Here is a 22,234-nt window from a genome sequence, read left to right on the forward strand (position 1 = left end):
GGCGTGTTCAGACGGCGACTGAGGCTCCCGGCGGCCGTGGGAGCGAGCCTGCTGATCGTGGCCTCGGCGGCGGTTTCCGCCGTGACGGCGGCGGTCGCGGCGCCTGCCGCCGACCCTCCGGTGGTTGCCGTCACGATCGACGCGTTCAACCCGGTGGCGGTGGTACCGGGCGACCCGGTGACGATCCGCGGCCAAGTCACCAACACCAGCGATGTCACCCTGAAGGCGCCGCAGGCAATCGCCTGTATCGACAGCAAGCGGCTGGCCACCCGGGCCGACCTGGCCGCGGTGCCGGCCGAGGACGACGTCCCGGTCGCCGAGCAGAACAGCTGCCGCCGGTTGGTCGACACCGAATCCACCTTCCAGGAGCTGGGCGAGCTCGCGCCCAACGCCAAGGTGAACTACCAGTTCACCGTGCCCTGGTCGGAGTGGAACATCGGCAAGCGACCGGGCGCCTACACGGTCGGCGTGGTCATCCGCGCCACCCCGGACCAGGAGGACAGCGACCGGCTGACCGTCGGCCGGGTGCGGACCCTGATGCCGGTGATCGACCCCGCGGAGCTGCCGCACAAGGTGAACGCCGCGATGGTCGTGCCGCTACGGCACCGGCCGACCCTGCTGAGCGGCAATCAGTTCGCGAACGACTCCCTGGCCGAGGCGATGGCTCCCAACGGCGCGCTCGGCCGCCTGCTCGCGCTCGGCGAGAAGCAGAAGGTCACCTGGCTCGTCGATCCCGCGATGCTCGACGAGGCCGCCCGGATCAAGCAGGGCAACTACAAGGTCGTCGACGGCAACAACCAGACGAGACCGGGGACCGGGCAGAAGGTCGTCCAGACCTGGCTCGACGCCTTCGAGGCGAGCCGCGCCCGCAACCCCGTGGTGATGCTCCCGTACGGCGATCCGGACGTGGGCAGCCTGATCGACGCCGGGGATCCGCTCAAGAGTCTGGTCGGCCAGTCGCGGGACGCCACCGAGAAGTACAGCCTGGGCGGCGACTACCCGAACTTCGACCGCGGGCTCTGGCTCGAGAACGGCTCCGCGAGCAGCCGGAACCTGGCCGCCGCCTCCACCGGCTACCCCGGTGCACCCAATCCCGACGACGTGAATCTGGTCAGCAGTTCGTCCTGGACAACAGCCGACCGGCCCAGCCTGCTGCCGACCCCCGTCTACAACGTCACGACACCCGAGGGCCCGGTGAAGTCCGTCCGCACGGTCGTGGCGGACTCCAGCCTGACCGCGGGCGGTCCGGACCCGGCCTCCGCCGACCAGCCGCTCCAGGTGCGCCAGCGGTTCGCCGCCGAGACCTCCCTGCTGGCGGGAACCGGGACCGGTACTGCGACTGTGGTGGTGCTGCCACCGCGTGACTGGGAAACCAAGGGCTCCGCCACCGCCGCGCTGGTGCAGCAGGGCCTCTCGCTGCCGTGGATCACCCCGATCTCCATCGACCAGGTGACGGCCGCCAAGGCGCAGCCCGCCAGGCCGCCGAGCACGCCTCGGTCGACGCCCGGCCTGCCCAGCGGCCGGCTCGACCAGATCAAGCAGCTCAACACCGCGACGACCACCTTCGTCTCGCTCCTCGCGGATCGCGAGCAGGCTCCCGTCGATCTGCAGCGCGCGCTGCTCCGGGTCAGCTCTTACAGCTGGCGCGACTACCCCGACGAGGCCCAGCGGTTCCTCACCTTCGAGCAGAGCTCGGTGAACACCTGGCTCGGCAAGGTGCACCTGGTCAACAACGCCGTCGACCGGGGCCAGCACCGCGAGATCAAGGTGAACCTCTCCGGCAGCAAGGGCACCTTCCCGCTCTCGGTGGTGAACGAGCTCGACTGGTCCGTCCGGGTCGGGGTCGCGGTCAAGCCCGCGAACCGGACCGACCTGCGGATCGCCCCGCTGCGGACGCTGGTACTCCCGGCCGGGCAGAAGGGCACCTTCCAGATCACCGCGAGCGCCGAGCAGAACGGCCTGATCCGCGCGAACGCCCAGGTGATCTCCGCGGAGCAACTGCCGGTCGGCAAGTCGCAGGAGCTGGTGATCCAGGCCGCGCAGTACGGCAGTGTCGGCTGGATCCTGGTCGGCGCCGCGATCGCACTGCTGTTCGGTACTTCGGCCGTCCGCATCTACCGGCGGATCCGCTCCGAGCGGCGCAACCCGACGCCGGCCGGGGCCGAGGCGGATCCCCTGCACCCGGCGCCGCTGGATCCCCACGACCTGGCTGCGGCCGAGCCCACGGACTCCGTCCAGAACCGGCAGCTCGACGAGGAGCCGGCCGGGGCAGAGCCGAACCCGCTGGACCCCGCGCAGCCGCTGCGGATCAACCCGAACGGCGGCACCGAAGTACAGGCCGGTGGGACGAGTGACGGTGCCCCAGGCAACGGACTACCGGGCGGCATCGAAGCCGACACCAGCCTGAAAGAAGGAGTCGGAACGAAGGATGGCTGACCGCACCCTGCGCTCCGCGGGGGTGATGGCAGCCGGAACGGTGCTGTCTCGCCTGCTCGGATTCGTGAGGATCGCCCTGCTCGCGGCCGCCATCGGCACCGCCCTGCGCAGCGACATCTTCACCGCCGCGAACACGATCCCGAACAGCCTGTACATCTTGCTGGCCGGTGGCGTCTTCAACACGGTGCTGGTGCCACAGCTGGTGCGGGCGATCAAGAACCACGACGACGGCGGCCGAGACTTCACCAACCGGCTGCTCACCTTCGGCTTCGTGGTGCTCGCCGTGGTCACTGTCGGCTGCGTGCTGCTGGCGCCGTTCATCGCCGAGCTGTATATGCCGAGGGAGCTCCAAGACCCGTCGCGAGCGTCCGAGCGTCAGTCGATGATCGTGTTGGTCCGGCTCTGCCTGCCGCAGATCTTCTTCTACGGCGCGTTCGTGCTGGTCGGCCAGGTGCTGAACGCGCGGCGCCGGTTCGGCCCGATGATGTGGGCGCCGATCGCGAACAACATCGTCGCCTGCGCGTCGATCGTCGTGTTCCTGCTGATCTACCGCACCGGCGACACGCCGCCGACCTACAGCCACGGTGAGGAGTTGCTGCTCGGTCTCGGCCACACGTTCGGGATCGCGGTCCAACTGCTGGTGCTGCTGCCGTACCTGAGGGCCAGCGGGCACTTGTATGCGCCCAAGTTCGGTCTGCGCGGCACGGGACTCGGGCACACCGCACGGCTTGGCATCTGGACCCTGCTGTTCGTAGCGGTCAACCAGGTGACCCTCGTCGTGGTCACCAAGCTCGCCATCGCCGGTAGCGCGTCACTCGACCCCGGCGCCAAGGCGGGTCTGTTCGCGTACAGCACGGCGATGCTGGTGATCCTGGTGCCCCACGGCATCGTCACGGTCTCCCTGGCGACGGCCGCGCTGCCGCAGATGTCGGCGCTCGCCGCGGACGGCGACGTGACCGAGGTGGGCCGGCTGGCGGCCCGGTCGATCCGCCAGACGCTGGCGATCGTGGTACCGGCGGCTGCCGCGATGATCGCGTTCGCGTACCCGATCATGACGCTGATCGCGGGCTACGGCTCCGGCAAGAACAACCTGAACCTGATGGCGTACACGCTGATGGCGCTGGCGCTCGGGCTGGTGCCGTTCACGGTGCAGTACTTCCAGCTGCGCACCTTCTACGCCTTCGAGGACACCCGGACCCCGTTCTTCCTGCAGTGCGCGATCGCCACGACCAACATCGCGGCCGCGCTGATCGGCGTACGGGTGATCCTGGACCAGGAGCACCTCCGGTTCAGCGGTGTGATGCTCGGTGCCGCCTTCTCGGTCTCGTATCTGGTCGCCGTACTGCTGTCCCGCCGGGTGCTCGACCGCAAGGTGCCCCGGGTCCACGGCGCGGGCATCGGCCTGCCGCTGCTCGCCATGGTCATCGCCGCGGTGCTCGCGGCGGGCGTCGGCCGGGGCGCGGTGATGCTGTTCAACTCCGCCGTCGACTGGAAGGGCCCCCTCGCGGCGCTGCTCCAACTGGCCATCGGCGCGATCGTGATGCTCCCTGTGTACGTCGGGGTGGCCCGGGTACTCCGGATTCACGAGGTCACGGACGTGGTGTCCGTGGTCACATCGAAGCTGCCGGGAAGGCGCCGCCGGTCCTGATCAGCCCGCTTGTGCGATCGTGCACCACTTCTCATGTGACGAGGGCACTAGCATGGGGGCTGCGATCGGACCGCCAACCGCTCGCAATCGGATCCTCGCCGACCGGATCCGAGCGGAGACGCAGGACGACCAGTGCATCGAGGAGGGCGAGAGACACCGTGTCGAACCAGACCGTCAGTCCTGGTGCCCTGCTCGCGGGCCGCTACCGGATCGCCGAGTTACTCGCGGAGATCGACGGTGCGCGCGTCTGGCGAGCAGTGGACGAGGTGCTCAGCCGAGCCGTGGTCGTGGATGTCCTGCCGGTCGGCGACCCGCGGACGAACCTGCTCTTCGACGCCGCCCGCCGTGCGGCGGCCGCGGCGGATCCCCGCTTCCTCCGCGTCCTCGACTGCGACGTGCATGAAGGCGTCACCTACTGCGTGCGGGAATGGGCAGGCGGCCGCCCGCTCGAGCGGATGCTCACTGCCGGACCGTTGACCGGGCAACAGGCCGGCTGGCTGGCCCGCGAGGTCTCCGAGGCACTGGAGAACCTGCACCGCACCGGCCAATCGCACGGCTCGATCAGCCCTTCCACGGTCGTGGTCACGGACGCCGGCGCCATCAAGGTCGTGGGCCTTGCCACCGAAGCCGCCCTCCGCTCCACCGGCCCCGGTTCGCCGGAGCAGGACGTCCGCGCGCTCGGAGAACTGCTGTACGCCTCCCTCACCGGCAGGTGGCCCGGCCCGGCTCCGGCCTGGGGACTCCAGCCCGCGCCTGTTGAGCACGGCCGGCTGCTGAGCCCGCGCCAGGTCCGCGCCGGTGTGCCCCGCTCGCTGGACGACATCTCCGACCGCCTGCTCGGTTATCCGCCGCGGCACCACGCCGTGCCGATCACCAGCGCCGCCGGACTGTCGGCCGCGCTGTCCGGGGTCATCGGCAGCTCGCACGAGCCGCCGAACCAGATGGACGAGACCGTCGCCGTCGCCCGGCAGAACGGCAGCATCGACGACGCGACCCAGGTGTCGCCGGTCGTGCAGACGCCGCCCGCGCTGGACCCGAATCCGCCGGCGGCCGCCTACAACGGCAACGGCAACGGTCAGACCCAGCCCCAGGCGGCCTACACACCTGCACCCGAGCCCCGCCCGGTGCGCCGGCAGGCGCCGCCGAGCCACAACGGCAACGGCCGTCGCAAGCCGCCGGCCGCCGAGCCACGGCAGCGCGGAAGTTGGGGCGGCCGGATCCTGATCCTGCTCGCCATCCTCGCGCTGTTGTCAGTGATCGGGATCGCGCAGTTCCTCGTGAAGGGCGCGATCAACAACGACCAGGGCTCCGGGACCGACAGCGGCAACAGCCCGGCCCCCCAGACCAGCGGGCCGCCCGCGGCGACGAACGAGCCGGCGAAGATCGTCGGCGCCAAGGACTTCGACCCGCCGCCGGACGGCAACGGCGAGGAGCACCCCGAGGACGTCAAGAACACCTACGACGGCAAGCAGGACACCACCTGGACGACGATGTCGTACAAGCGGCGTCCCGACCTGGGCGGCACCAAGAAGGGCGTTGGCATCGTCTACGACCTCGGTGCGGTCACCACAGTGTCCCAGGTGACGGTCGACCTGATCGGTGACAAGACCAACCTCGAGCTGATGGTCCCGAAGACCGACCCGGGCAAGTCGGCGAGCTCGGTCAGCGGCTGGAAGTCGGTCGCCTCGGCGGAGGACGCGTCCGAAGGGCCTGCCGCGCTGAAGCTGGCGGCGCCGACCGAGACGCGGTACGTGCTCGTCTGGCTGACCAGCCTTCCGAAGGAAGGCAGCGGTTACCGCGGGGAGATCTCGGAGGTCTCGATCCAGCAATGACCTCTGATATCACCCGGATCGGCGCCGGCGGCCCCCCGGCCGACGGGCTGGGCGCGCGGCCGCCCGGGTACGACACGATGGACGACCACGAGCTGCTCCGGCTGCACGTGGCGGGCAACCCGGACACGTTCGGCATCCTGGTCAAGCGGCACCGGGACCGGATGTGGGCGGTCGCGATCCGCACCCTCGGCGAGCCCGAGGAGGCGGCCGACGCGCTGCAGGAGGCGTTCATCTCCGCCTTCCGCCGGGCCGACACGTTCCGGGGCGACGCCAAGGTGACCACCTGGCTGCACCGGATCGTGGTGAACGCCTGCCTGGACCGGATCCGCCGTCGCCAGGTCCGGGCGGCCGACCCGCTGCCGGAGGACGAGGACCGCGCCTCCGAGCTGGCCGGCCCCGCCGAGGACGACCCGGCCGAGGTCCGCGAGCGCCGGCTCGACGTCCTGAACGCACTGAAGCAGATCAACTCCGACCAGCGCAGCGCGCTCGTACTGGTCGACATGGAGGGCTACTCGATCGAGGAGGCGGCCGCCATTCTCGGCTGTGCGCCGGGCACCGTGAAGAGCCGCTGCGCTCGAGGTCGCGCCCGTCTGCTCCCCCTGCTCCGGCACTGGCAGACCACCCGCGGCGGCTCCGACGTACCGGAAAAAACTGCCGCCGAATCCGTGGGAACCGAATGACCGGGCATCCCGTCTCAGCGAGGTCGCTCAGCCGCGACCTAGTTGCGATCGCCTACCGGAGTACTTCACCGATGACCACTCTGCGGACCTCCCGTGAGGAGGCGAGTTCCCGATGACCGATTCCGGTCTGCCGACCAGTGAGCACCTGGAACACCTGGATACGGACACCATCGCCGACCTGATCGAGAACCTGCTCCCCGCGCCTGAGGCGCATCGCGCTCGTGAACACGTGAAAGCCTGTCCGGACTGTCAGCAGACGTACGACGCGCTGCTGCAACTGACCGAGGACCTCGCCGACGAGGGCCGCGCGGACATCCCGATGCCGACCGACATCGCCGAGCATCTCGACGCCGTGATCGTCTCCGAGTCCGTCCTGCGTTCGTCCACCGTCGGCGTGCACTCCCTGGTCCAGCTCCGCGAGGAGCCGCGCCGCCATCTGCCGAAGCTGGTGCTCGCAGCGGCCGGGGTGATCGTGATCGCCGCCGTCGGCGTGGGTGTTGTCGTCAGCACGGCGGACCACAGCAACGAGGGTGCTGCCGGGATCAACCCGACGCTGCCGGCCGGCGAGGTGCCGTCGATGACCACCGACCAGGTCGGTCCCAATGCGCAGAAGTGGCTGGAGAATTCCAACGGGCCGGTCCTGCACGGGAGCAGCGACGAGATCGAGTGCGCGCGTGTCTTCGCGGCCGGGCGGCCTGGTTCGGAGCTCCGGCTTGTCCAGCCGGCAAAGGTCGACGGCAAGCGGGCGACGGTGATCGGGCTGCCGGGCGGCTCCCCGCAGGACATCCAGCTGTCCGTGGTCACGGGCTGTAGTGGATCCGGGGGCGTTGCCACTCCGTTCTACGACACCACTGTGACGCTTCGCAATCGCTGACTCCGGCCGGTGAGCCCCCGGTGTGCTCGGCCCAGGCGATGGGTACCGTGGGAATGGTCGGCCTCTAGGATCCGTTGAGTACGACGTAATGATCGTCTCGAGGAGACCGGGGAACACCTGCATGAGCGAGGCAGAAGTCCGCAACGTCATCATCATCGGCTCCGGCCCGGCCGGATACACCGCCGCTGTGTACGCCGCGCGTGCCCAGCTGGCGCCGCTGGTCTTCGAAGGTTCCGTCACCGCGGGTGGTGCGTTGATGACCACAACCGAGGTGGAGAACTACCCCGGCTTCGCGCAGGGCATCATGGGCCCGGCACTGATGGACGAGATGCGGACCCAGGCCGAGCGGTTCGGCGCCGAACTGGTCCCCGACGACATCGTCGAGGTCGACCTGACCGGCGATATCAAGGTGGTCACCGACTCCGCCGGCACCCAGCACCGCGCCCACACCGTGATCCTGGCGATGGGTTCGGGCTACCGGAAGCTGGGGCTGCCGCACGAGGAGCGGATGTCCGGGCACGGTGTGTCCTGGTGTGCGACGTGTGACGGGTTCTTCTTCCGTCAGCACGAGATCGCCGTCGTCGGTGGTGGCGACACCGCCATCGAGGAGGCGACCTTCCTGACCCGGTTCGCGGACAAGGTGACCATCGTGCACCGCCGCGAGGAGCTGCGCGCGTCGAAGATCATGGCCGAGCGGGCCTTCGCGAACGACAAGATCGAGTTCGCCTGGAACTCCGAGGTGGCCGCGATCCACGGCGAGGAGAAGCTGACCGGGCTCACGCTGAAGGACACTGTCACCGGTGAATCCCGTGAGCTGCCGGTGACCGGGCTGTTCATCGCGATCGGTCACGACCCGCGCTCGGAGCTGATCAAGGGCCAGGTGCACCTGGACGAGGATGGCTACGTGCTGGTGCAGGAGGGCTCGACCAACACCAACCTGCCGGGCGTCTTCGCTGCCGGCGACCTGGTCGACCACACCTACCGTCAGGCCATCACGGCCGCCGGGACCGGGTGTTCCGCCGCTCTGGACGCCGAGCGCTACCTGGCGACGCTGGAGTACGGGGCGGGCGCCGCGGCCGCTGCGGCCACCGAGCCTGTCTCTGTCTGACCTCACACAAACCACCTGAAGGAGATACGCCCGTGGGCGAGAAGATGAATGCCGTCACCGACGCCGAGTTCGACACCACCGTGCTGAAGAGCGACAAGCCTGTACTGGTCGACTTCTGGGCCGAGTGGTGCGGGCCGTGTCGTCAGGTCTCCCCGATCCTGGAGGAGCTCGCGGGTGAGCACAGCGACAAGCTCACCTTCCTGAAGATGAACGTCGACGAGAACCCGGTCACCCCGAGCAACTACCGCGTTACCGGTATCCCTACCATCAACGTCTACGTGAACGGTGAGCTCGCCAAGTCCATCGTCGGCGCCAAGCCCAAGGCCGCGCTGCTGAAGGAACTGGCCGACTTCACCGGCTGAGACTGTTTTGGCGTCCCGCGAGGGACGTTTCCGCCGCACGGTAAGGAGCATTGATGCCCGATCATCTGTTGGATGGCGCGCACGGCCTGTATCGAATCGGCGACAGCGGTGAGGCCGTCGCCGAGATCATCGGGAAGCTCCAGCGGCTCGGCCTGCTGGAGCCGGGCGATCTCTACGTCTACGACGAAGCGACCGCCCGCGCCGTGCGGGGGTTCCAGCAGCAACGTGGGCTGATGATCGACGGGATCGTCGGCCCGCAGACTTACCGGGCGCTCGACGACGCGCGCTGGCGGCTGGGTGACCGGCTGCTCACGTACGTCGTCTCGCACCCGCTCACAGGCGACGACGTCCAGGCCCTGCAGGCGAAACTGCAGGAACTGGGCTTCGCCGTCGCCCGGGTCGACGGCATCTTCGGAGCGGACACCCAGCGCGCGGTGACCGAGTTCCAGCGCAACATGGGCCTGCCGGCGGACGGCACCTGTGGCCCGTCCACCTTCAAGGCCCTGCAGCGGATCCGCCCGATGGCGACCGGTGGCCGGCCCGACGCGCTGCGCGCCAACGAGGCGGTTCGAGCCGCCGGCCCGCGGCTGTCCGGCAAGACCGTGGTGATCGACCCCGGCCACGGTGGGTTCGACTACGGCTGGGAAGGATTCGGCCTGCGCGAGTCCGACGTGGCCTACGACCTCGCCTCCCGGATCGAGGGTCGCCTCGGCGCGACCGGAGTACGGGCTTATCTTTCGCGGGGGCGTGACCAGGGGCCGGACGAGTTGGCCCGCGCGGCGTTCGCGAACGAGACGGACGCGAACCTCTGCGTCTCCCTGCACACCGACGGGTCGATGAACCCGGAGGCGCAGGGCGTCGCGACGTACTACTACGGCACCGATCTGCATGGTGCCTCCTCCAGCGTGGGCGAGCAGTTCGCCGGCCTGGTGCAGCGCGAGATCGTGGCGCGCACGGACCTGCTGAACTGCCGGACCCACCAGAAGACCTGGGACCTGCTGCGGCGTACGAAGATGCCCGCGGTCCGGCTCGAGATCGGCTACGTGACGAACCCCCACGACTCCGCCCGGCTGGCCGACCCGGCGTTCCGTGACGTGATCGCGGAGGCCATCGTGGTCGCGATCCAGCGCGTCTACCTGCCGCCGGAGCAGGACGCCGCCACCGGCATGCTCCGCTTCGGGCAACTCACCGTCTGACCTCCGAGCCGACGAGTTCCGCCTCGTTCGGCTCCTCCTCCACTGGCTCCTCGCGTTCGAGGGCGATGGTGGGGAGGATCCGGTCGAGCCAGCGCGGCAACCACCAGGCCCGGGTGCCCATCAGCCGCAGTACGGCGGGCACGATCACACAGCGGATCAGCAGCGCGTCGAGCAGCACCGCGACGGCCAGGCCGAGACCGAACTGCTTCAGCATCCGGTCCGGGCTGAGCAGGAACGCCCCGAACACCACGATCATGATCGCCGCCGCAGCCGTGATCACGCTGCCGGTGTAGGCCAGACCTTCCCGAACCGCTTCCCTGGCATCACCTGTACGCCCCCACTCCTCGTGGATCCGGGAGATCAGGAAGACCTCGTAGTCCATCGACAGGCCGAACACGATCGCGAAGATCATCACCGGCACGAACGCTTCGATCGGCCCTTGCTGCGCGCCGAACCAGCCTTGCTGGAAGACCAGGGTGATGACCCCGAGCGATGCGCCGATGCTGAGCAGGTTGAGCACCGCCGCCTTGAGCGGGATCAGGATCGACCGGAACACCGTCATCAGCAGCAGTGCGGACAGGCCGACCACGACGAGCACGAAGATCGGCAGCCGCTTGCTCACCGCGCCGGCGAAGTCGTCTGCCGCGGCAGTGGTGCCGCCGACGAGATAGGTCGCGTTGGTGTCAGCCGCCAACTGGGGAAGGGTTTCCTCGCGCAGCCGGTGCACCAGGTCGCTGGTCGCCTGGTCCTGGGGCGCGGATTTCGGGAACGCCATCACGGTCGCGACCTTGCCGTCCGCCATCAATTGCGGCGGAGTGACGGCCGCGATGCCCGGATCTGTCGCCAGTTTGCGGCCCAGCGCCTCGGCGGCCGCCTGGTCCCCCTCGGAGACAATGATGAGCGGGCCGTTGAAACCGGGGCCGAATCCCTGCGCGAGCAGGTCGTACGCCTTGCGGCTGGTCTTGGCCGGGTCGTCCGTCCCTGCGTCGGCGAATCCGAGCCGCATGTCCAGTGCGGGCAAGCAAAGTGCGACGAGCGCAAGCGTGCCGAGGACGAGCGGCACCCACGGACCGCGCTGGACGCGGGTCGCCAGCCTCCGCCAGCCGTCACCGGGATTGTGGCGCGACTTGGCCGCATGCTTGCGAACGCTGCGCTCGATCCTCTTGCCGAACAGGGTCAGCAGTGCCGGCAGCAGGCTCACCGCGGCGAGCATCGTCATCAGCACGGTGACCGTCACACCGAGCGCAAGGCCTTGCAGGGAACCGAGTCCGAGCGCCAGTAGACCGAGCAATGCGATCACGACCGTGCAGCCGGCGAAGAGTACCGATCGTCCCGCGGTGTCGAGGGCGATGCGGCCGGCCTTCGGTCGGTCCGCGCCCTTCAGGAGTTCGCTGCGGAAGCGGGAGAAGATCAGCAGCGCGTAGTCGATGCCGACGCCTAGGCCGACGAGCATCATCACGGGAGCTGTATAGCTGGGAATCGTGAAGACGTGGGAGGCGAGCACCAGCAGTCCGAGTGTGCTGCCGACAGCGAACACCGCCGTCAACAGCGGCAGGCTTGCCGCCAGCAACGAGCCGAAGAGGAAGACCAGGATCACCAACGCCGCAAGGACTCCTGCGCCTTCGGCCGCACCGCCCGCGCTCTCGGATGCACTGCGAGCCAGGTCGCCGCCGACCTCCACCTGCAGACTGTCCTTGGCGATCTCCTGGGCCTTGTCGATGATCGTTCGTACGTCCGCCGACGGCATGTCCACAGCTGCCACGTCGAGATCGACAGTCGCGTACGCCGTACTGCCGTCGGGCGACAAAGAGCCTTTCGCGGTGAAGGGATCCGCGATCGCGGCGACGTGCGGGAGCTTTCCGACCTCGGCGAGCATCCTCGTGATCTGGCTCTTGGTGGCAGGCTGGGTCAGGCCGTGCCCGTCGTGCAGCACGATCTGGACCGAGTCTGTCTCGCCTCCCGGCTGGTGCTCGCGGAAGACGTCTAGGACGCGTTGCGAGTCCGTGCCGGGCAGGGAGTTCTCGTCGCGGTAGGCGTTCCCGACCAGGGTCGAGCCCACGGTCACCCCGACGAGGACCAATACCCACAGGAACACCGCCAGCCCCGCGTGCCGCATCGCCCACCCGGACACCCGATGCAGCAGCCCACCGCGGTCCCTTCCACGGTCGTCGGTCATCCGTCCCCTCCAGAGTCGCGCGTCTACATGTAGCATCTCTACATGTCGTCTGCCGACGGTAACACCTCTATGGGTAGACTGCCTACGTGAAGGCGGATGCGCTGCGGGGGCACCTGGACCCGATGATCCTGGCGGTGGTCGAGCAGGAGCCCCTGCACGGCTACGCGATCATGGAGGCGTTGCTGGAGCGCAGCGGCGGCGAGCTCGACCTGCCGACCGGGACGCTGTACCCGGCTCTGCGGCGTCTGGAGCGCGCCGGCTACCTGGCCAGCGAGTGGAGCACGGTTGGCGGCCGCAAGCGCCGTACGTACCAGCTCACGTCCGCGGGACAGAAGATGCTCGCGACCGGTAGGGGCGACTGGGAGACCTTCCGCACGGTCATCGAGGGCGTGCTGAAGCCCCGTACCTCCTGAGTCACCAGGCGGGCCGGTTGGCTCAGGCGAGAGTCAGGCGGAGACAGCGGTGGGCCGAGCGGGTGACCAGGCTCAGCGGAAGCAGTACGAAGGCGCCGACCACCGACAGGCCGCCGAGGGCGGAGCCGTGGAGCTCGTTGCTCGAGGCGCCCAGGCAGATCGAGATCCCGCCGACCAGCACGCAGCTGATCAGCGCGAAGATCGCCGTGGCTCGGGTCGCGCGGTCCCGGACCGCCGCGTAGCGCAGCCCCAGACCGGTCGCGACGAGGGCCAGTACGGCGCCGGCGATCGCGAGCATGCCGACCACCATCACGAGCTGGTTCATCAGGGCGACGAAGGCGTTCGCGGACTCGGGATGCTGGGTCCACGCCCAGACACCCTCCTGCCAGACGATCGGCTGAGCCAGCAGGACAAGGCAGAGCATCACCGCGGTACGCCGTCCCTGGGCGATCCCGAGCTCCGCCCGGTAACCCGGTACGACGTCCCTGAGGTCACCGAAGTCGTGTACCGCCTCGCGTTCGGCGTCCAGCCTGCTCAGGCCGTCGGCCTCGAAGGCCTCTGTGGCGTCCACCAGGTGGTCGTGTGCCTCCGCCATCAGGTCGGCCTTGCGGCGGCGCGGTCCACTGAGCGCACGACTCAGCTCGGCGAGATAGCTCTCGACCGGTGTTGGCGCCGCGACGGCGGCTCGGGTGCGGGGCACGCCTCCCAGTATGGGGACCACCCGGCCCAGCCACGTCGGGGTCTCCACTGAACCTCCCCTGGTTGTCCGTCAGGGAGCGGCGGTCACGCGCGCCTTGCGGCGATGCCTGATCACGAAGAAGCCGACGTACGAGATCACCAGAATGGCGAAGCCGATCTTCTCGGCGGTCGGCGTGGCACCCTCTGGCCAGATCCTGCCGTCCAGGTAGTGCTCGATGAAGCCGCTGGCGTACGGCTGCTCGCCACCCTTGCGGCGGAGGTACTTCTCCAGCGCTGTCACCGGACAGCCGAAGTCCAGGATCACGATGGCCAGGTTCCACACCGCGACGAACAGAACCGCCCAGATCAGCCGCGGCCACCGCCAGGCCAGGAACCCGCCGATGACGAAGAACACCAGCAGGGCACCATGGATCACCATCACCAGATCCGCGAGAACGCGGTACACCATCACGTTCTCCTCGTCCGGGCTATCGGTGGGATTCGCGGATGACGGCGTCCCGCACGGTGACCGGCCTGGGCGGCGACGGTTCGGGCCTGATCGCGCCCATCAGACGCTCCACGGCCGCCTCCATCTCACTGCGCCAGGTGACTGTCGAGCGAAGGTCGAGCCGCAGCCGCGGGTTGCGAGGATGGTCCCGTACTACGCCGAAACCGACCGCCTGCAGGAAATCAGTGGGCCAGACACAGCCCGGGCCGTTCCAGCGGGAGTCGCCGAAGGCCTCCACCGCCCGGAAACCCCGCTTCAGCACGTCCTTGGCGACGGCCTGCACGAGGATCTTGCCCAGGCCCAACCCGAGGTACCGCGGCAGGATCCGCCCCGTCGCCAGTACTACGGCGTCCGGGCTGACCGGCGCGGTCGGGAACGCCTGGATCCTCGGGAGGTACGCCGCGGGTGCGTAGATCGCGAATCCGGCCGGCTCGTCGTCGATGGTGAGCACCACCCCCGCAGTACCCCAATCGAGCAGCAACTGGGAGAGCCACGCCTCTTTCTCGAGGCCGGTGTCGCCGTTGCGGCCCGCATGGCTCGCTGCGACCGGGTCGAGCTCCCAGAAGACGCAAGAACGGCATGGCACCGGTAGCTCGTCGAGATTCGCGAGCGTGAGCGGTTCCAGCCGTCGCGTCATCAGTGCATCCGTTGCCTGTAGATCTGCTGCCAGGCCAACTGCCGCCGGGCCGTTAGCTGTTCGGCCCGCTGCTGCCGGGCCATCCGCTGTCGGAGCATCGACGGCTCACCGAGCGGCCGGCGCCGGAGTTCGCGCGCCAGGAGTCTTCGCCGCCTCGGGAGCGACGTACCGCTGCTGGATCTTTGCCGCGGGTTGCCGTCGGAACAGCTCGCCCGCGAACCCGGCGAGCACGCCGAGGAGTAGTCCACCGAGCGTCCACCCGAACGCCTTGCCCACGCTCATCGCGTCCCCTGCCTTCCGCAGCACTCCGGGTCGTGCCGGGGCCGCCGGCCTGTCACCGGCCGTCTCAACTGCCAGTCGGCAGCATGGTCGAACGTGCCCCTATAAGGCATGGTAGTGAGAGGTTGCGCCGATCGGCAGTCCGGGCATGCGAACACGCTCGGCTACTTCGGCGTAGCCTGATGCCTTCCCCGGTGAAAGCTAGCCCCTCGTCACCTTGCTTTGGAGCCGCTCCGTGACTGCTGACCTGCCCGACGTCCGGCAGACCCGTCTCGACAACTATGTCGACCGGTACGCAGCACGGACCAAGGGCATGACCGCGTCGGAGATCAGGGCGCTCTTCTCGGTCGCCAGCAGGCCTGAGGTGGTCTCCCTGGCGGGTGGAATGCCCAATATCGCAGGGCTTCCGCTCGACGTGGTCGGCGGCGCCGTACGCGATCTGGTGGTCGATAACGGCGCGATGGCGATGCAATACGGCTCCGGCCAGGGCGATCCGACGCTGCGCGAACAGATCTGCGACGTGATGCGGCTGGAGGGTATCGACGCCCATCCGGACGATGTCGTCGTGACGGTCGGTAGCCAGCAAGCGGTCGATCTGGTCACCCGGGTGTTCTGCGATCCGGGCGACGTGGTGATCTGCGAGGCACCCTCGTACGTCGGTGCGCTGGGCGTTTTCCGTGCTTATCAGTGTGAGGTTGTACACGTCGCGATGGACGACGACGGGGTGCAGCCGGAGGCGCTCGAGCAGGCGATCGCGGCGGTCCGGGCGGCCGGTAAGAAGATCAAGTTCTTCTATACGATCCCGAACTTTCACAACCCGGCCGGTGTCTCGCTGTCGTCCGAGCGTCGCCGCAAGGTGCTCGAGATCTGCGCGCGGGCCGACCTGCTGATACTCGAGGACAACCCGTACGGCCTGCTCGGGTTCGAGGGAGACCCGTACCGCGCGCTGCGGGCGGACAACCGCGAAGGCGTCATCTACCTCGGCTCGTTCTCGAAGACGTTCGCCCCGGGGTTCCGGGTCGGCTGGGCGGTCGCGCCGCACGCGGTACGGGAGAAACTCGTGCTGGCACAGGAGTCGGCCACCCTGTGTCCGCCGGTGTTCAGCCAGTTGGCAGTCTCGTCGTACCTGAGCCGCCACGACTGGCTCGGCCAGGTGAAGCAGTTCCAGGAGATGTACCGCGAGCGCCGGGACGCGATGCTCGCGGCGCTGACCGAGAAGATGCCTGCGGCAACGACCTGGACCCGGCCTGGTGGCGGGTTCTACGTGTGGCTGACTCTGCCGGAGGGCCTCGACGCGAAGGCGATGCTCCCCCGCGCGGTCACCGCCCGCGTGGCCTATGTGCCCGGAACCGCCTTCTTTGCGGACGGTTTCGGCTCCCAGTGCATGCGCTTGTCGTACTGTCACCCGACTCCGGAGCGGATCACCGAAGGTGTCGCCCGGCTGGCCGCGGTGATCAACGAGGAGCTCGAGCTCCGTCAGACCTTCGGACCGCTGAAGCCAGGTGCCGGCCGCGACTACGACGCCCCGGGCCCGGAGCTCAGCTAGTGGCGCGGAAGCCGTTGGACCGGGCTCCGGCTCGGTCGGCCGGACAGTAGCGGTACCGTTCGAATGGGCCTCGGGACCGGCGCCCCGCCGGAGTCGCCCACGAGTGATCAGGAAGTTTCTATGAGTGATCTGGGTCGAGTGCTGGTACTGGCCGGCGGACTGTCGCACGAGCGAGACGTATCGCTGCGTTCCGGCCGCCGGGTCGCCGACGCGCTGCGCAGCGTCGGCGTCGAGGTCGAGCAGCGCGACGTCGACGCGAGCCTGGTCGAACGACTCCGCAACGATCCACCCGACGCGGTCTTCCCTGTCCTGCACGGCGTCACCGGCGAGGACGGCGCACTCCGCCAGGTCCTCGACCTGTACGGCGTGCCGTACGTCGGCGCCGATGCGGCTGCCTGCCGGACTGCCTTCGACAAGCCGGTGGCCGCCACCATGGTCGGCTCGGCCGGTCTGAACACGCCGCCTTCGGTCGTGCTCGGCCACGACACCTTCCGCGAGCTCGGGGCTGCCGCGCTGATGGAGTCTGTGATCGCCCAGATCGGGCTGCCGCTCGTGGTGAAGCCCGCTCGTGGCGGTTCTGCCCTCGGCGCCTCGATCGTGCGCTCGGCCGACGAACTGCCTTCGGCGATGGTCAACTGCTACGCCTACGGCCCGGTCGCCCTGATCGAGCGGTATGTGGACGGCACCGAGGTCGCCGTCACCGTCGTGGACACCGGCGACGGACCACGCGCGCTGCCTGCGGTGGAGATCCGGCCGGACTCGGGGTTCTACGACTACGAGGCCCGGTACACCGCCGGAGCCACCCAGTTCGTCGTACCGGCTCGGCTCGAGGAGTCGGTGGCCAAGGCTTGCGCGGAGGCGGCCGTCACGGCGCACGAGGCGCTGGGGCTGCGGGATCTGTCGCGGTCGGACCTGGTTGTCGACGCCGATGGGGTCCCGTGGTTCCTCGAGGTGAACGTCGCACCTGGGATGACCGAGACGTCCTTGGTGCCGCTCGCGGCTGAGGCTGCTGGTATCGAGCTCGGTGTGCTGTGCCGCGATCTGCTGGCCGCTGCCGCCGCTCGTTGAGGTTCTGAATGTCTGTCGCGCCGACAACCGATCCCGTGGCTACTGACCCGCAGCCGCCGGCGCGACCTTTGTGGCGGACGATTCTGACTCCGCGCTGGACTGGGCTCTTCCTGCTGGCCGCGGCGATCGCTGCGGTCATGTCTGTGCTCGGTGTATGGCAGCTGGACGTCTACCAGTCGAAGACCGCGGCTGCTACTGCCAAGCGGGCTGAGGGTGCGCCCGTGCCGCTGGAGTCGTTGTTCTCGGTGAACGAGGGACTTCCCTCGAAGGCTGTTGGCCGGCGGGTCACAGTCGCAGGCACGTGGGGACCGGCTGCGGATCAGCTGTTCATCTCCGATCGGCGGAACGGCGACCGCGACGGCTTCTGGGTGGTGTCTCCCGTGATGCTCGGTTCTTCCGGCACCGAGGCTGGTGCTGTGATGGTCGTGCGGGGCTGGGTCGCGACTGTGGATGACGCGGCCGCCAAGGCGCCTACTGGACCCGTTTCATTGAGCGGTGCCATCGCCGCCTCTGAGGCGCAGGACGCGTCCGGTGATGCTGCGAAGGGAAGAGTCCTGCAGTCGCTGCGGATCCCGACGATCGTGCACCTGGTCGACTACCGCATCTACGACGCCTTCGTCGTGCAGACCTCGCTCGACAGTGCTGCCGGCTCTGAGCAGGCGCCGGCGAGTGTTACACCGCCAAGTCCGCCAACCGACCACGCGGGTCTCCGCAACGTCGCGTATGCCTTCCAGTGGTGGATCTTCGCGGCCTTCACGCTGTGGATGTGGGGCCGGATGGTCCTCGACGCGCACCGCTCGGACGAGGACGACCAGGCTGCGGACGACGTGGAGCCAAGCGGTACCGTTTCAGCGTGACCTCCCCCGTAGACCCCGCCACGTCCGCCGCAAGCACGTCCGCCGCAGGGACGACCATCACGCCGGCCGTCCGGGGCGCCCTCACCCGTTATCGCATCATCGCCTACATCGTCGGCGTGATGCTGCTCGTGCTGCTCTTCGTGGCGATGCCGCTCAAGTACCTCGGCGACAACCCCGCCGCCATGAACGTCGTCGGCCCCCTGCACGGCTTCCTCTACGTCGTGTACCTGCTCGGCGCCTTCGACCTGGCCCGCCGGGTCCGCTGGAGCCTCGGCCGCATGATCCTCGTAGCCCTGGCCGGGACCATCCCCTTCCTCAGCTTCTACGCCGAGCGCAAGGTAACCCACGAACTCACCCAGCCCTGACCCTTCCGCCGCGGGGTCTCGCTGCCGTGAGGTAGATCCACTGCTCCCCCAACTGCAGTCATTGGGGCAGTTCCCCTCACCCACGGTGCTGCGCATGGACGCCACCATTCGCACCACCACCGAGGCCAACCGCGCGAGGTGGAGCACCACCGCACCGTCCCGCCGGCCGAGGACTTCAGATCCTGCGGCGACGAATTCCTCTCCTGGGCCAACCTCAGCGCGATCGCGCATCGACATCTCGGACGTCGCGATCCAGGTGGCCAAACGCAAGAATTTCCGCCGGCATCGAAGCCGACTCCGGCCAGGCCGACATCTTCGACCTCCCGGCGGACGTCGTCGACCTGGACGTATCTACCTCAACTGGGGCGCCATCTGCTGCGTCCCGGACCTCCCCTTCACCGAGATCGTCGCCAGCCACCTCCCCCGCCCGCTACGACCTCAAAGCCACCACGCGCCACCCATGTTTCACGTGAAACGCCCACCGACACATCTCCAAATCACTTTGTCGACAAATCCCACCACGCCGATTCTGAAAGCCCGGGCGCGGATACGACCTGGAGAGCACCTCCAGACCCCGGCAGTTGAAGCAGTGGCAGCCACCGCCACGCCTCGCCTAGATCGCTTACAACGCCGCTCACAGAACAATCCGGATCCACAGAGCCCTCGCCCCCAAACCCACCCAGCCGTCCTCAGATGGCGCCCGCCGATCAAGCGCCCCAGAGCGCCAACGACTAGCCGGCATCAGAGGACCAGATCGGAGGTCGGCGGCGCGAGTGAAGCGGCAACTCAGCAGAGTCGGGAATTGCAGGTCTGGAGTCGGGGGTGTCAACGACGGCTGAAAACGAACGCCTTGTGGCGGTTGAAAGTGGACCCCTTGCTGGTTGTCATGGTCAGTCCTCGGTCGGGGTGGGGATTCGGCCGAGGTCGTGGTTCTTGAGGCGGTAGGAGTCGCCTTTGAGGGCGATCACGTCGGCGTGGTGGACGAGTCGGTCGAGAGTCCGGCGCTGGCATCGAGCTCTGGAGGCGCGGCCCGGCGGCCGGAGGGACGGGTGCCCGGAGGAAGCACGGGGTCAGGAACGTTCGACGCCGCGGCCTGGAGGCCGCAGCGGAAACCTGGGTTGGCTATCGCACACGGCAGCCGGAGGCAGGAGTGGCCCGACAGTCGTAGGGCGGGCGTGGCTGGCCGGCAAGCGGACCGCGACCTGTCAACGCCAACCGCCCCAGGAACGGCAACGCTCACACGCTTCCAATCACGCAACGCCGAACCACCAACGCGCCCCGTTCCGCTGCAACCACGCTAGGCCGGCCGGACGTCTGGCTCGTACGCCGACACACGGCCACTCCCCCAGCGGCCGGACACGCGGCTGCGAGAACAAGCCCTACGGCCACGGGCTCGCCAGAAACTGCGATGGCCTCGACCGTCCGGGTTCACCGACCGAGTCCACCAAATGAGTGAGCACGCGCACGGCCGGGCAGACCAATGCAGCGCACCCGGGCAGAACCCTCGGCGGAGTTGCGGAACGACCACCCGGCCCTCCCGGCAGGTCCGCACGGCGGCGCGAACTGCGACAGGAGGATCGTCACCCCTCGAAGACCCCACCGCGGCGTTCCACGTGAAACATGCGTATTGGACCCCAAGCCGCGACCGGCGCGATCCCAGCCGCCCACTCCATCGAAGTCCGTTCGCTGCATCCCGGGTCGAACGGCCGCCACCGACGATCAGCCGACCCTGAGCAGGTCGACGCCGACGGCCGGCAGAGACCAAGCCGGGACGACTACCGCGCAGTCGAAGCGACTGTGGAGGAGTCGGGGCGCCAGGCGCGAGCAAGCCTGTCGGTGTGGGCCGCCGGCAGTGTGGGCGGCCCCCGGTCTGGACCGCCGGATCTGGCCGGGTCTCCCGTCTCTCCAAAGACCCTCGGAGGCCGCAGTCCGGCCACTGGTACCTCGCAGTAGGCCAGGGCTCCGGGCGGCTCCGAGGCCGAGTTGGAGACCTGACCCAAACTAGCGGACGAAGCCTGGCTGACGCGATCCACACTGCCACAACACCACACCGCGGATGGCGGCACCGACGGAGTGGCTGGTAGCTCCACCTCCCACCACGCCCGGGCGGCTCGGATCCAGGCCTGGTCCGTTTAGGTCCACGACCCGCCGCCCCGGTCGAGGACTTCGGCCACAGCAGACCGGGCCGAGCGTGCCGTGCCCAGGAGGACGGGGCTTGTTCGGGCGGCACGCCGCCGAGTCCTCGTCGGTGTGGCTGCATCCCCGTCCTAAGTTCTCCGAACTCCTCGCAGGGGCCGGCGCGGCGGCGGGAGGACCAGAGCTGTAGATGGAGTCGGTCGGCGAGGGCGAGGGTCCGTCACGACAGCGGGCTCGCCAGGCACAGGTTCGCCAGCACCACCCCATCGGATGGCTGGGCTACCCTTCGGCGCGGTCCGCGATGCCGTGGCGTCTGCCAGCAGCGCCCGACGACCCGGAGGACCAGACCGGGCGCAGGGAGCTCGCGTGCCCGGGTGCGCCTCAGCCGGACCTGGGACCCTCGTCGAGGGCCCGTCGGGCAGGTCGGGCACGTGAGCACATCGGGCACATCGGGCGTCGGGCGTCGGGCGTCGGGCGTCGGAGATCCCGTCGGGCACGCCGGGATCGCGGGACATTCGGCCGGGAATGGCGGAGGCCGGACGTCCCGTCGCGCAACCCACGACTTGGCGTCCCCGGGCGGAACGGGTGTACCAGCGCCTGAGCACCGGACCTCCGCGCCCCGCGCCTGACCACCACAACCTGTTGCCCTCCGCACCCGCAATCGTGCCACCCAATCCGCGCTCTGCAATCCACGCAACTGCCTACCCCATCCGCCCGTCCCGCTACTGTCGCCGCGATCCTGCCCGTCCTGCCTCCGTGCAGCCTGCCGCACCCCTGAACCGTGTCCCTGCATCCACACCATTGGCCTGAACACCTGGGGCCACACCATTGGATACGTGATGGCCGGGCCGGCTTAGCGGCATCGCCTGCACGCTGGGACCCGGGAGTTCCGTGAACACGGCAGCACGAGTTCGGTAGTTCGGTTGGGCTAGCGGATACTGGATGGGTGACCGGCCGCACGGGCCTCGACCTAGGTCGAGCCTCAGCTTGGCGGGGCCGATGGGGCACTCCCCGGATGGGCCAGGTCGGAGGTCTGTGGCGGCGATCGGGGATCCGCAGTGCCGAGATCGTGGATGGTGTCCGTGACGTGGCGGCTTTGTAGATGCGTGGGCGCGGGGTCATGCGTGGGTGCGGCTGGGTCGCGCACTGCGTTTCACGTGAAACGAGCGACGTCTGGCACACTGCCCGGCTCGGTCTGAGTGGTTGGCGGTGGGCGCGAGCCTGCCCGGGTGCTGGCCTTGGTCCCGAGCCTCGTGGCGTATGTCTCGTACCTTGAGCGCGGGTGCGTCGGTCCGAGGTTGGGGTTGAGACGGTGGTGCTTGGAGTTGGTCGCCGGCGGCCTGCTTCGGGTCGGGTCGGGTCGGCTTGGCAGGCATCCATGTCGGGCGCCCCTGCCAGCTTGGAGGGGTTTCCGGGTAGCGCAGCGGGTGCCGAA

General features: G+C 68.9%; 18 protein-coding genes and 1 pseudogene. 13 read left to right on the forward strand and 6 right to left on the reverse strand.

Annotation, left to right across the window (positions count from 1 at the left end; translation table 11 throughout):
• Positions 1-3 precede the first annotated feature (3 nt).
• From ACFPJ1_RS06050 to ACFPJ1_RS06085, 8 genes are all read left to right on the forward strand, one after another.
• Positions 4-2,436, forward strand: a complete 2,433-nt coding sequence (locus ACFPJ1_RS06050) for a hypothetical protein (RefSeq protein ID WP_380101870.1) — start codon at positions 4-6, stop codon at positions 2,434-2,436.
• Positions 2,429-4,084, forward strand: coding sequence for a murein biosynthesis integral membrane protein MurJ (gene murJ / locus ACFPJ1_RS06055; RefSeq protein WP_380101871.1), 1,656 nt, complete (start codon positions 2,429-2,431; stop codon positions 4,082-4,084). The genes ACFPJ1_RS06050 and murJ overlap by 8 nt, the downstream gene beginning before the upstream one ends.
• Before the next feature lie 158 nt (positions 4,085-4,242).
• A complete protein-coding gene (locus tag ACFPJ1_RS06060) occupies positions 4,243-5,916 on the forward strand; it encodes a protein kinase family protein (RefSeq protein WP_380101873.1) in 1,674 nt (557 codons plus the stop codon).
• Positions 5,913-6,596 (forward strand): RNA polymerase sigma factor SigM, encoded by a 684-nt coding sequence (gene sigM, locus ACFPJ1_RS06065; protein WP_380101875.1) that lies wholly within the window; start codon positions 5,913-5,915, stop codon positions 6,594-6,596. The genes ACFPJ1_RS06060 and sigM overlap by 4 nt, the downstream gene beginning before the upstream one ends.
• 112 nt (positions 6,597-6,708) lie before the next feature.
• Positions 6,709-7,470: an anti-sigma factor family protein gene (locus ACFPJ1_RS06070; protein ID WP_380101876.1), complete on the forward strand. Its 762-nt coding sequence runs from the start codon at positions 6,709-6,711 to the stop codon at positions 7,468-7,470.
• 121 nt (positions 7,471-7,591) lie between these two features.
• The gene (gene trxB, locus ACFPJ1_RS06075) at positions 7,592-8,578 is read left to right on the forward strand and encodes a thioredoxin-disulfide reductase (RefSeq protein WP_380101877.1); all 987 of its coding nucleotides are present in this window, start codon (positions 7,592-7,594) and stop codon (positions 8,576-8,578) included.
• Positions 8,579-8,622: 44 nt separating this feature from the next.
• Positions 8,623-8,940: a thioredoxin gene (trxA, locus tag ACFPJ1_RS06080; protein ID WP_199234715.1), complete on the forward strand. Its 318-nt coding sequence runs from the start codon at positions 8,623-8,625 to the stop codon at positions 8,938-8,940.
• Positions 8,941-8,993: 53 nt separating this feature from the next.
• Entirely contained in the window at positions 8,994-10,136 is a 1,143-nt protein-coding gene (locus ACFPJ1_RS06085; protein WP_380101878.1) for an N-acetylmuramoyl-L-alanine amidase, read from the forward strand.
• Here the strand turns inward: ACFPJ1_RS06085 and ACFPJ1_RS06090 are convergent.
• Positions 10,126-12,312: an MMPL family transporter gene (locus tag ACFPJ1_RS06090; protein ID WP_380101879.1), complete on the reverse strand. Its 2,187-nt coding sequence runs from the start codon at positions 12,310-12,312 to the stop codon at positions 10,126-10,128. The genes ACFPJ1_RS06085 and ACFPJ1_RS06090 overlap by 11 nt on opposite strands.
• Before the next feature lie 86 nt (positions 12,313-12,398).
• On the opposite strand from ACFPJ1_RS06090, the gene ACFPJ1_RS06095 reads away from it, so the two are divergent.
• Complete coding sequence (locus tag ACFPJ1_RS06095; protein WP_380101880.1) at positions 12,399-12,725, forward strand: PadR family transcriptional regulator; 327 nt, start codon at positions 12,399-12,401, stop codon at positions 12,723-12,725.
• Between the two features lie 22 nt (positions 12,726-12,747).
• Here the strand turns inward: ACFPJ1_RS06095 and ACFPJ1_RS06100 are convergent, their stop codons facing one another.
• The 4 genes from ACFPJ1_RS06100 to ACFPJ1_RS06115 all read right to left on the reverse strand — a co-directional run bounded on the left by ACFPJ1_RS06100 (position 12,748) and on the right by ACFPJ1_RS06115 (position 14,830).
• The gene (locus tag ACFPJ1_RS06100) at positions 12,748-13,425 is read right to left on the reverse strand and encodes a permease prefix domain 1-containing protein (protein WP_380101881.1); all 678 of its coding nucleotides are present in this window, start codon (positions 13,423-13,425) and stop codon (positions 12,748-12,750) included.
• 69 nt (positions 13,426-13,494) lie between these two features.
• Positions 13,495-13,872: a DUF2784 domain-containing protein gene (locus ACFPJ1_RS06105; protein WP_380101882.1), complete on the reverse strand. Its 378-nt coding sequence runs from the start codon at positions 13,870-13,872 to the stop codon at positions 13,495-13,497.
• Positions 13,873-13,891: 19 nt separating this feature from the next.
• On the reverse strand, positions 13,892-14,548 hold the full coding sequence (locus ACFPJ1_RS06110; RefSeq protein ID WP_380101883.1) for a GNAT family N-acetyltransferase: 657 nt from the start codon (positions 14,546-14,548) through the stop codon (positions 13,892-13,894).
• Positions 14,549-14,653: 105 nt separating this feature from the next.
• Complete coding sequence (locus ACFPJ1_RS06115; protein ID WP_380101884.1) at positions 14,654-14,830, reverse strand: hypothetical protein; 177 nt, start codon at positions 14,828-14,830, stop codon at positions 14,654-14,656.
• Positions 14,831-15,062: 232 nt separating this feature from the next.
• Here ACFPJ1_RS06115 and ACFPJ1_RS06120 point away from each other — a divergent pair, with 232 nt between their 5' ends.
• The 4 genes from ACFPJ1_RS06120 (at position 15,063) to ACFPJ1_RS06135 (ending at position 18,663) form a co-directional block, all read left to right on the forward strand.
• On the forward strand, positions 15,063-16,373 hold the full coding sequence (locus ACFPJ1_RS06120) for an aminotransferase-like domain-containing protein (RefSeq protein ID WP_380101885.1): 1,311 nt from the start codon (positions 15,063-15,065) through the stop codon (positions 16,371-16,373).
• Between the two features lie 120 nt (positions 16,374-16,493).
• A complete protein-coding gene (locus ACFPJ1_RS06125; RefSeq protein WP_380101886.1) occupies positions 16,494-17,441 on the forward strand; it encodes a D-alanine--D-alanine ligase family protein in 948 nt (315 codons plus the stop codon).
• A 35-nt stretch (positions 17,442-17,476) separates the two neighbouring features.
• The gene (locus ACFPJ1_RS06130; RefSeq protein ID WP_380101888.1) at positions 17,477-18,298 is read left to right on the forward strand and encodes an SURF1 family protein; all 822 of its coding nucleotides are present in this window, start codon (positions 17,477-17,479) and stop codon (positions 18,296-18,298) included.
• Positions 18,295-18,663, forward strand: a complete 369-nt coding sequence (locus ACFPJ1_RS06135; RefSeq protein ID WP_380101889.1) for a DUF3817 domain-containing protein — start codon at positions 18,295-18,297, stop codon at positions 18,661-18,663. Before ACFPJ1_RS06130 ends, ACFPJ1_RS06135 begins: the two co-directional genes overlap by 4 nt.
• Positions 18,664-19,553: 890 nt before the next feature.
• Here ACFPJ1_RS06135 and ACFPJ1_RS06140 read toward each other — a convergent pair.
• Positions 19,554-19,652, reverse strand: a pseudogene (locus tag ACFPJ1_RS06140) (IS21-like element ISAau2 family helper ATPase IstB); the annotation flags it as partial.
• Positions 19,653-22,234 lie beyond the last annotated feature (2,582 nt).

The organism is Kribbella qitaiheensis (assembly GCF_042657745.1).
In the GTDB taxonomy this organism is placed as follows: Bacteria; Actinomycetota; Actinomycetes; order Propionibacteriales; family Kribbellaceae; genus Kribbella; species Kribbella qitaiheensis.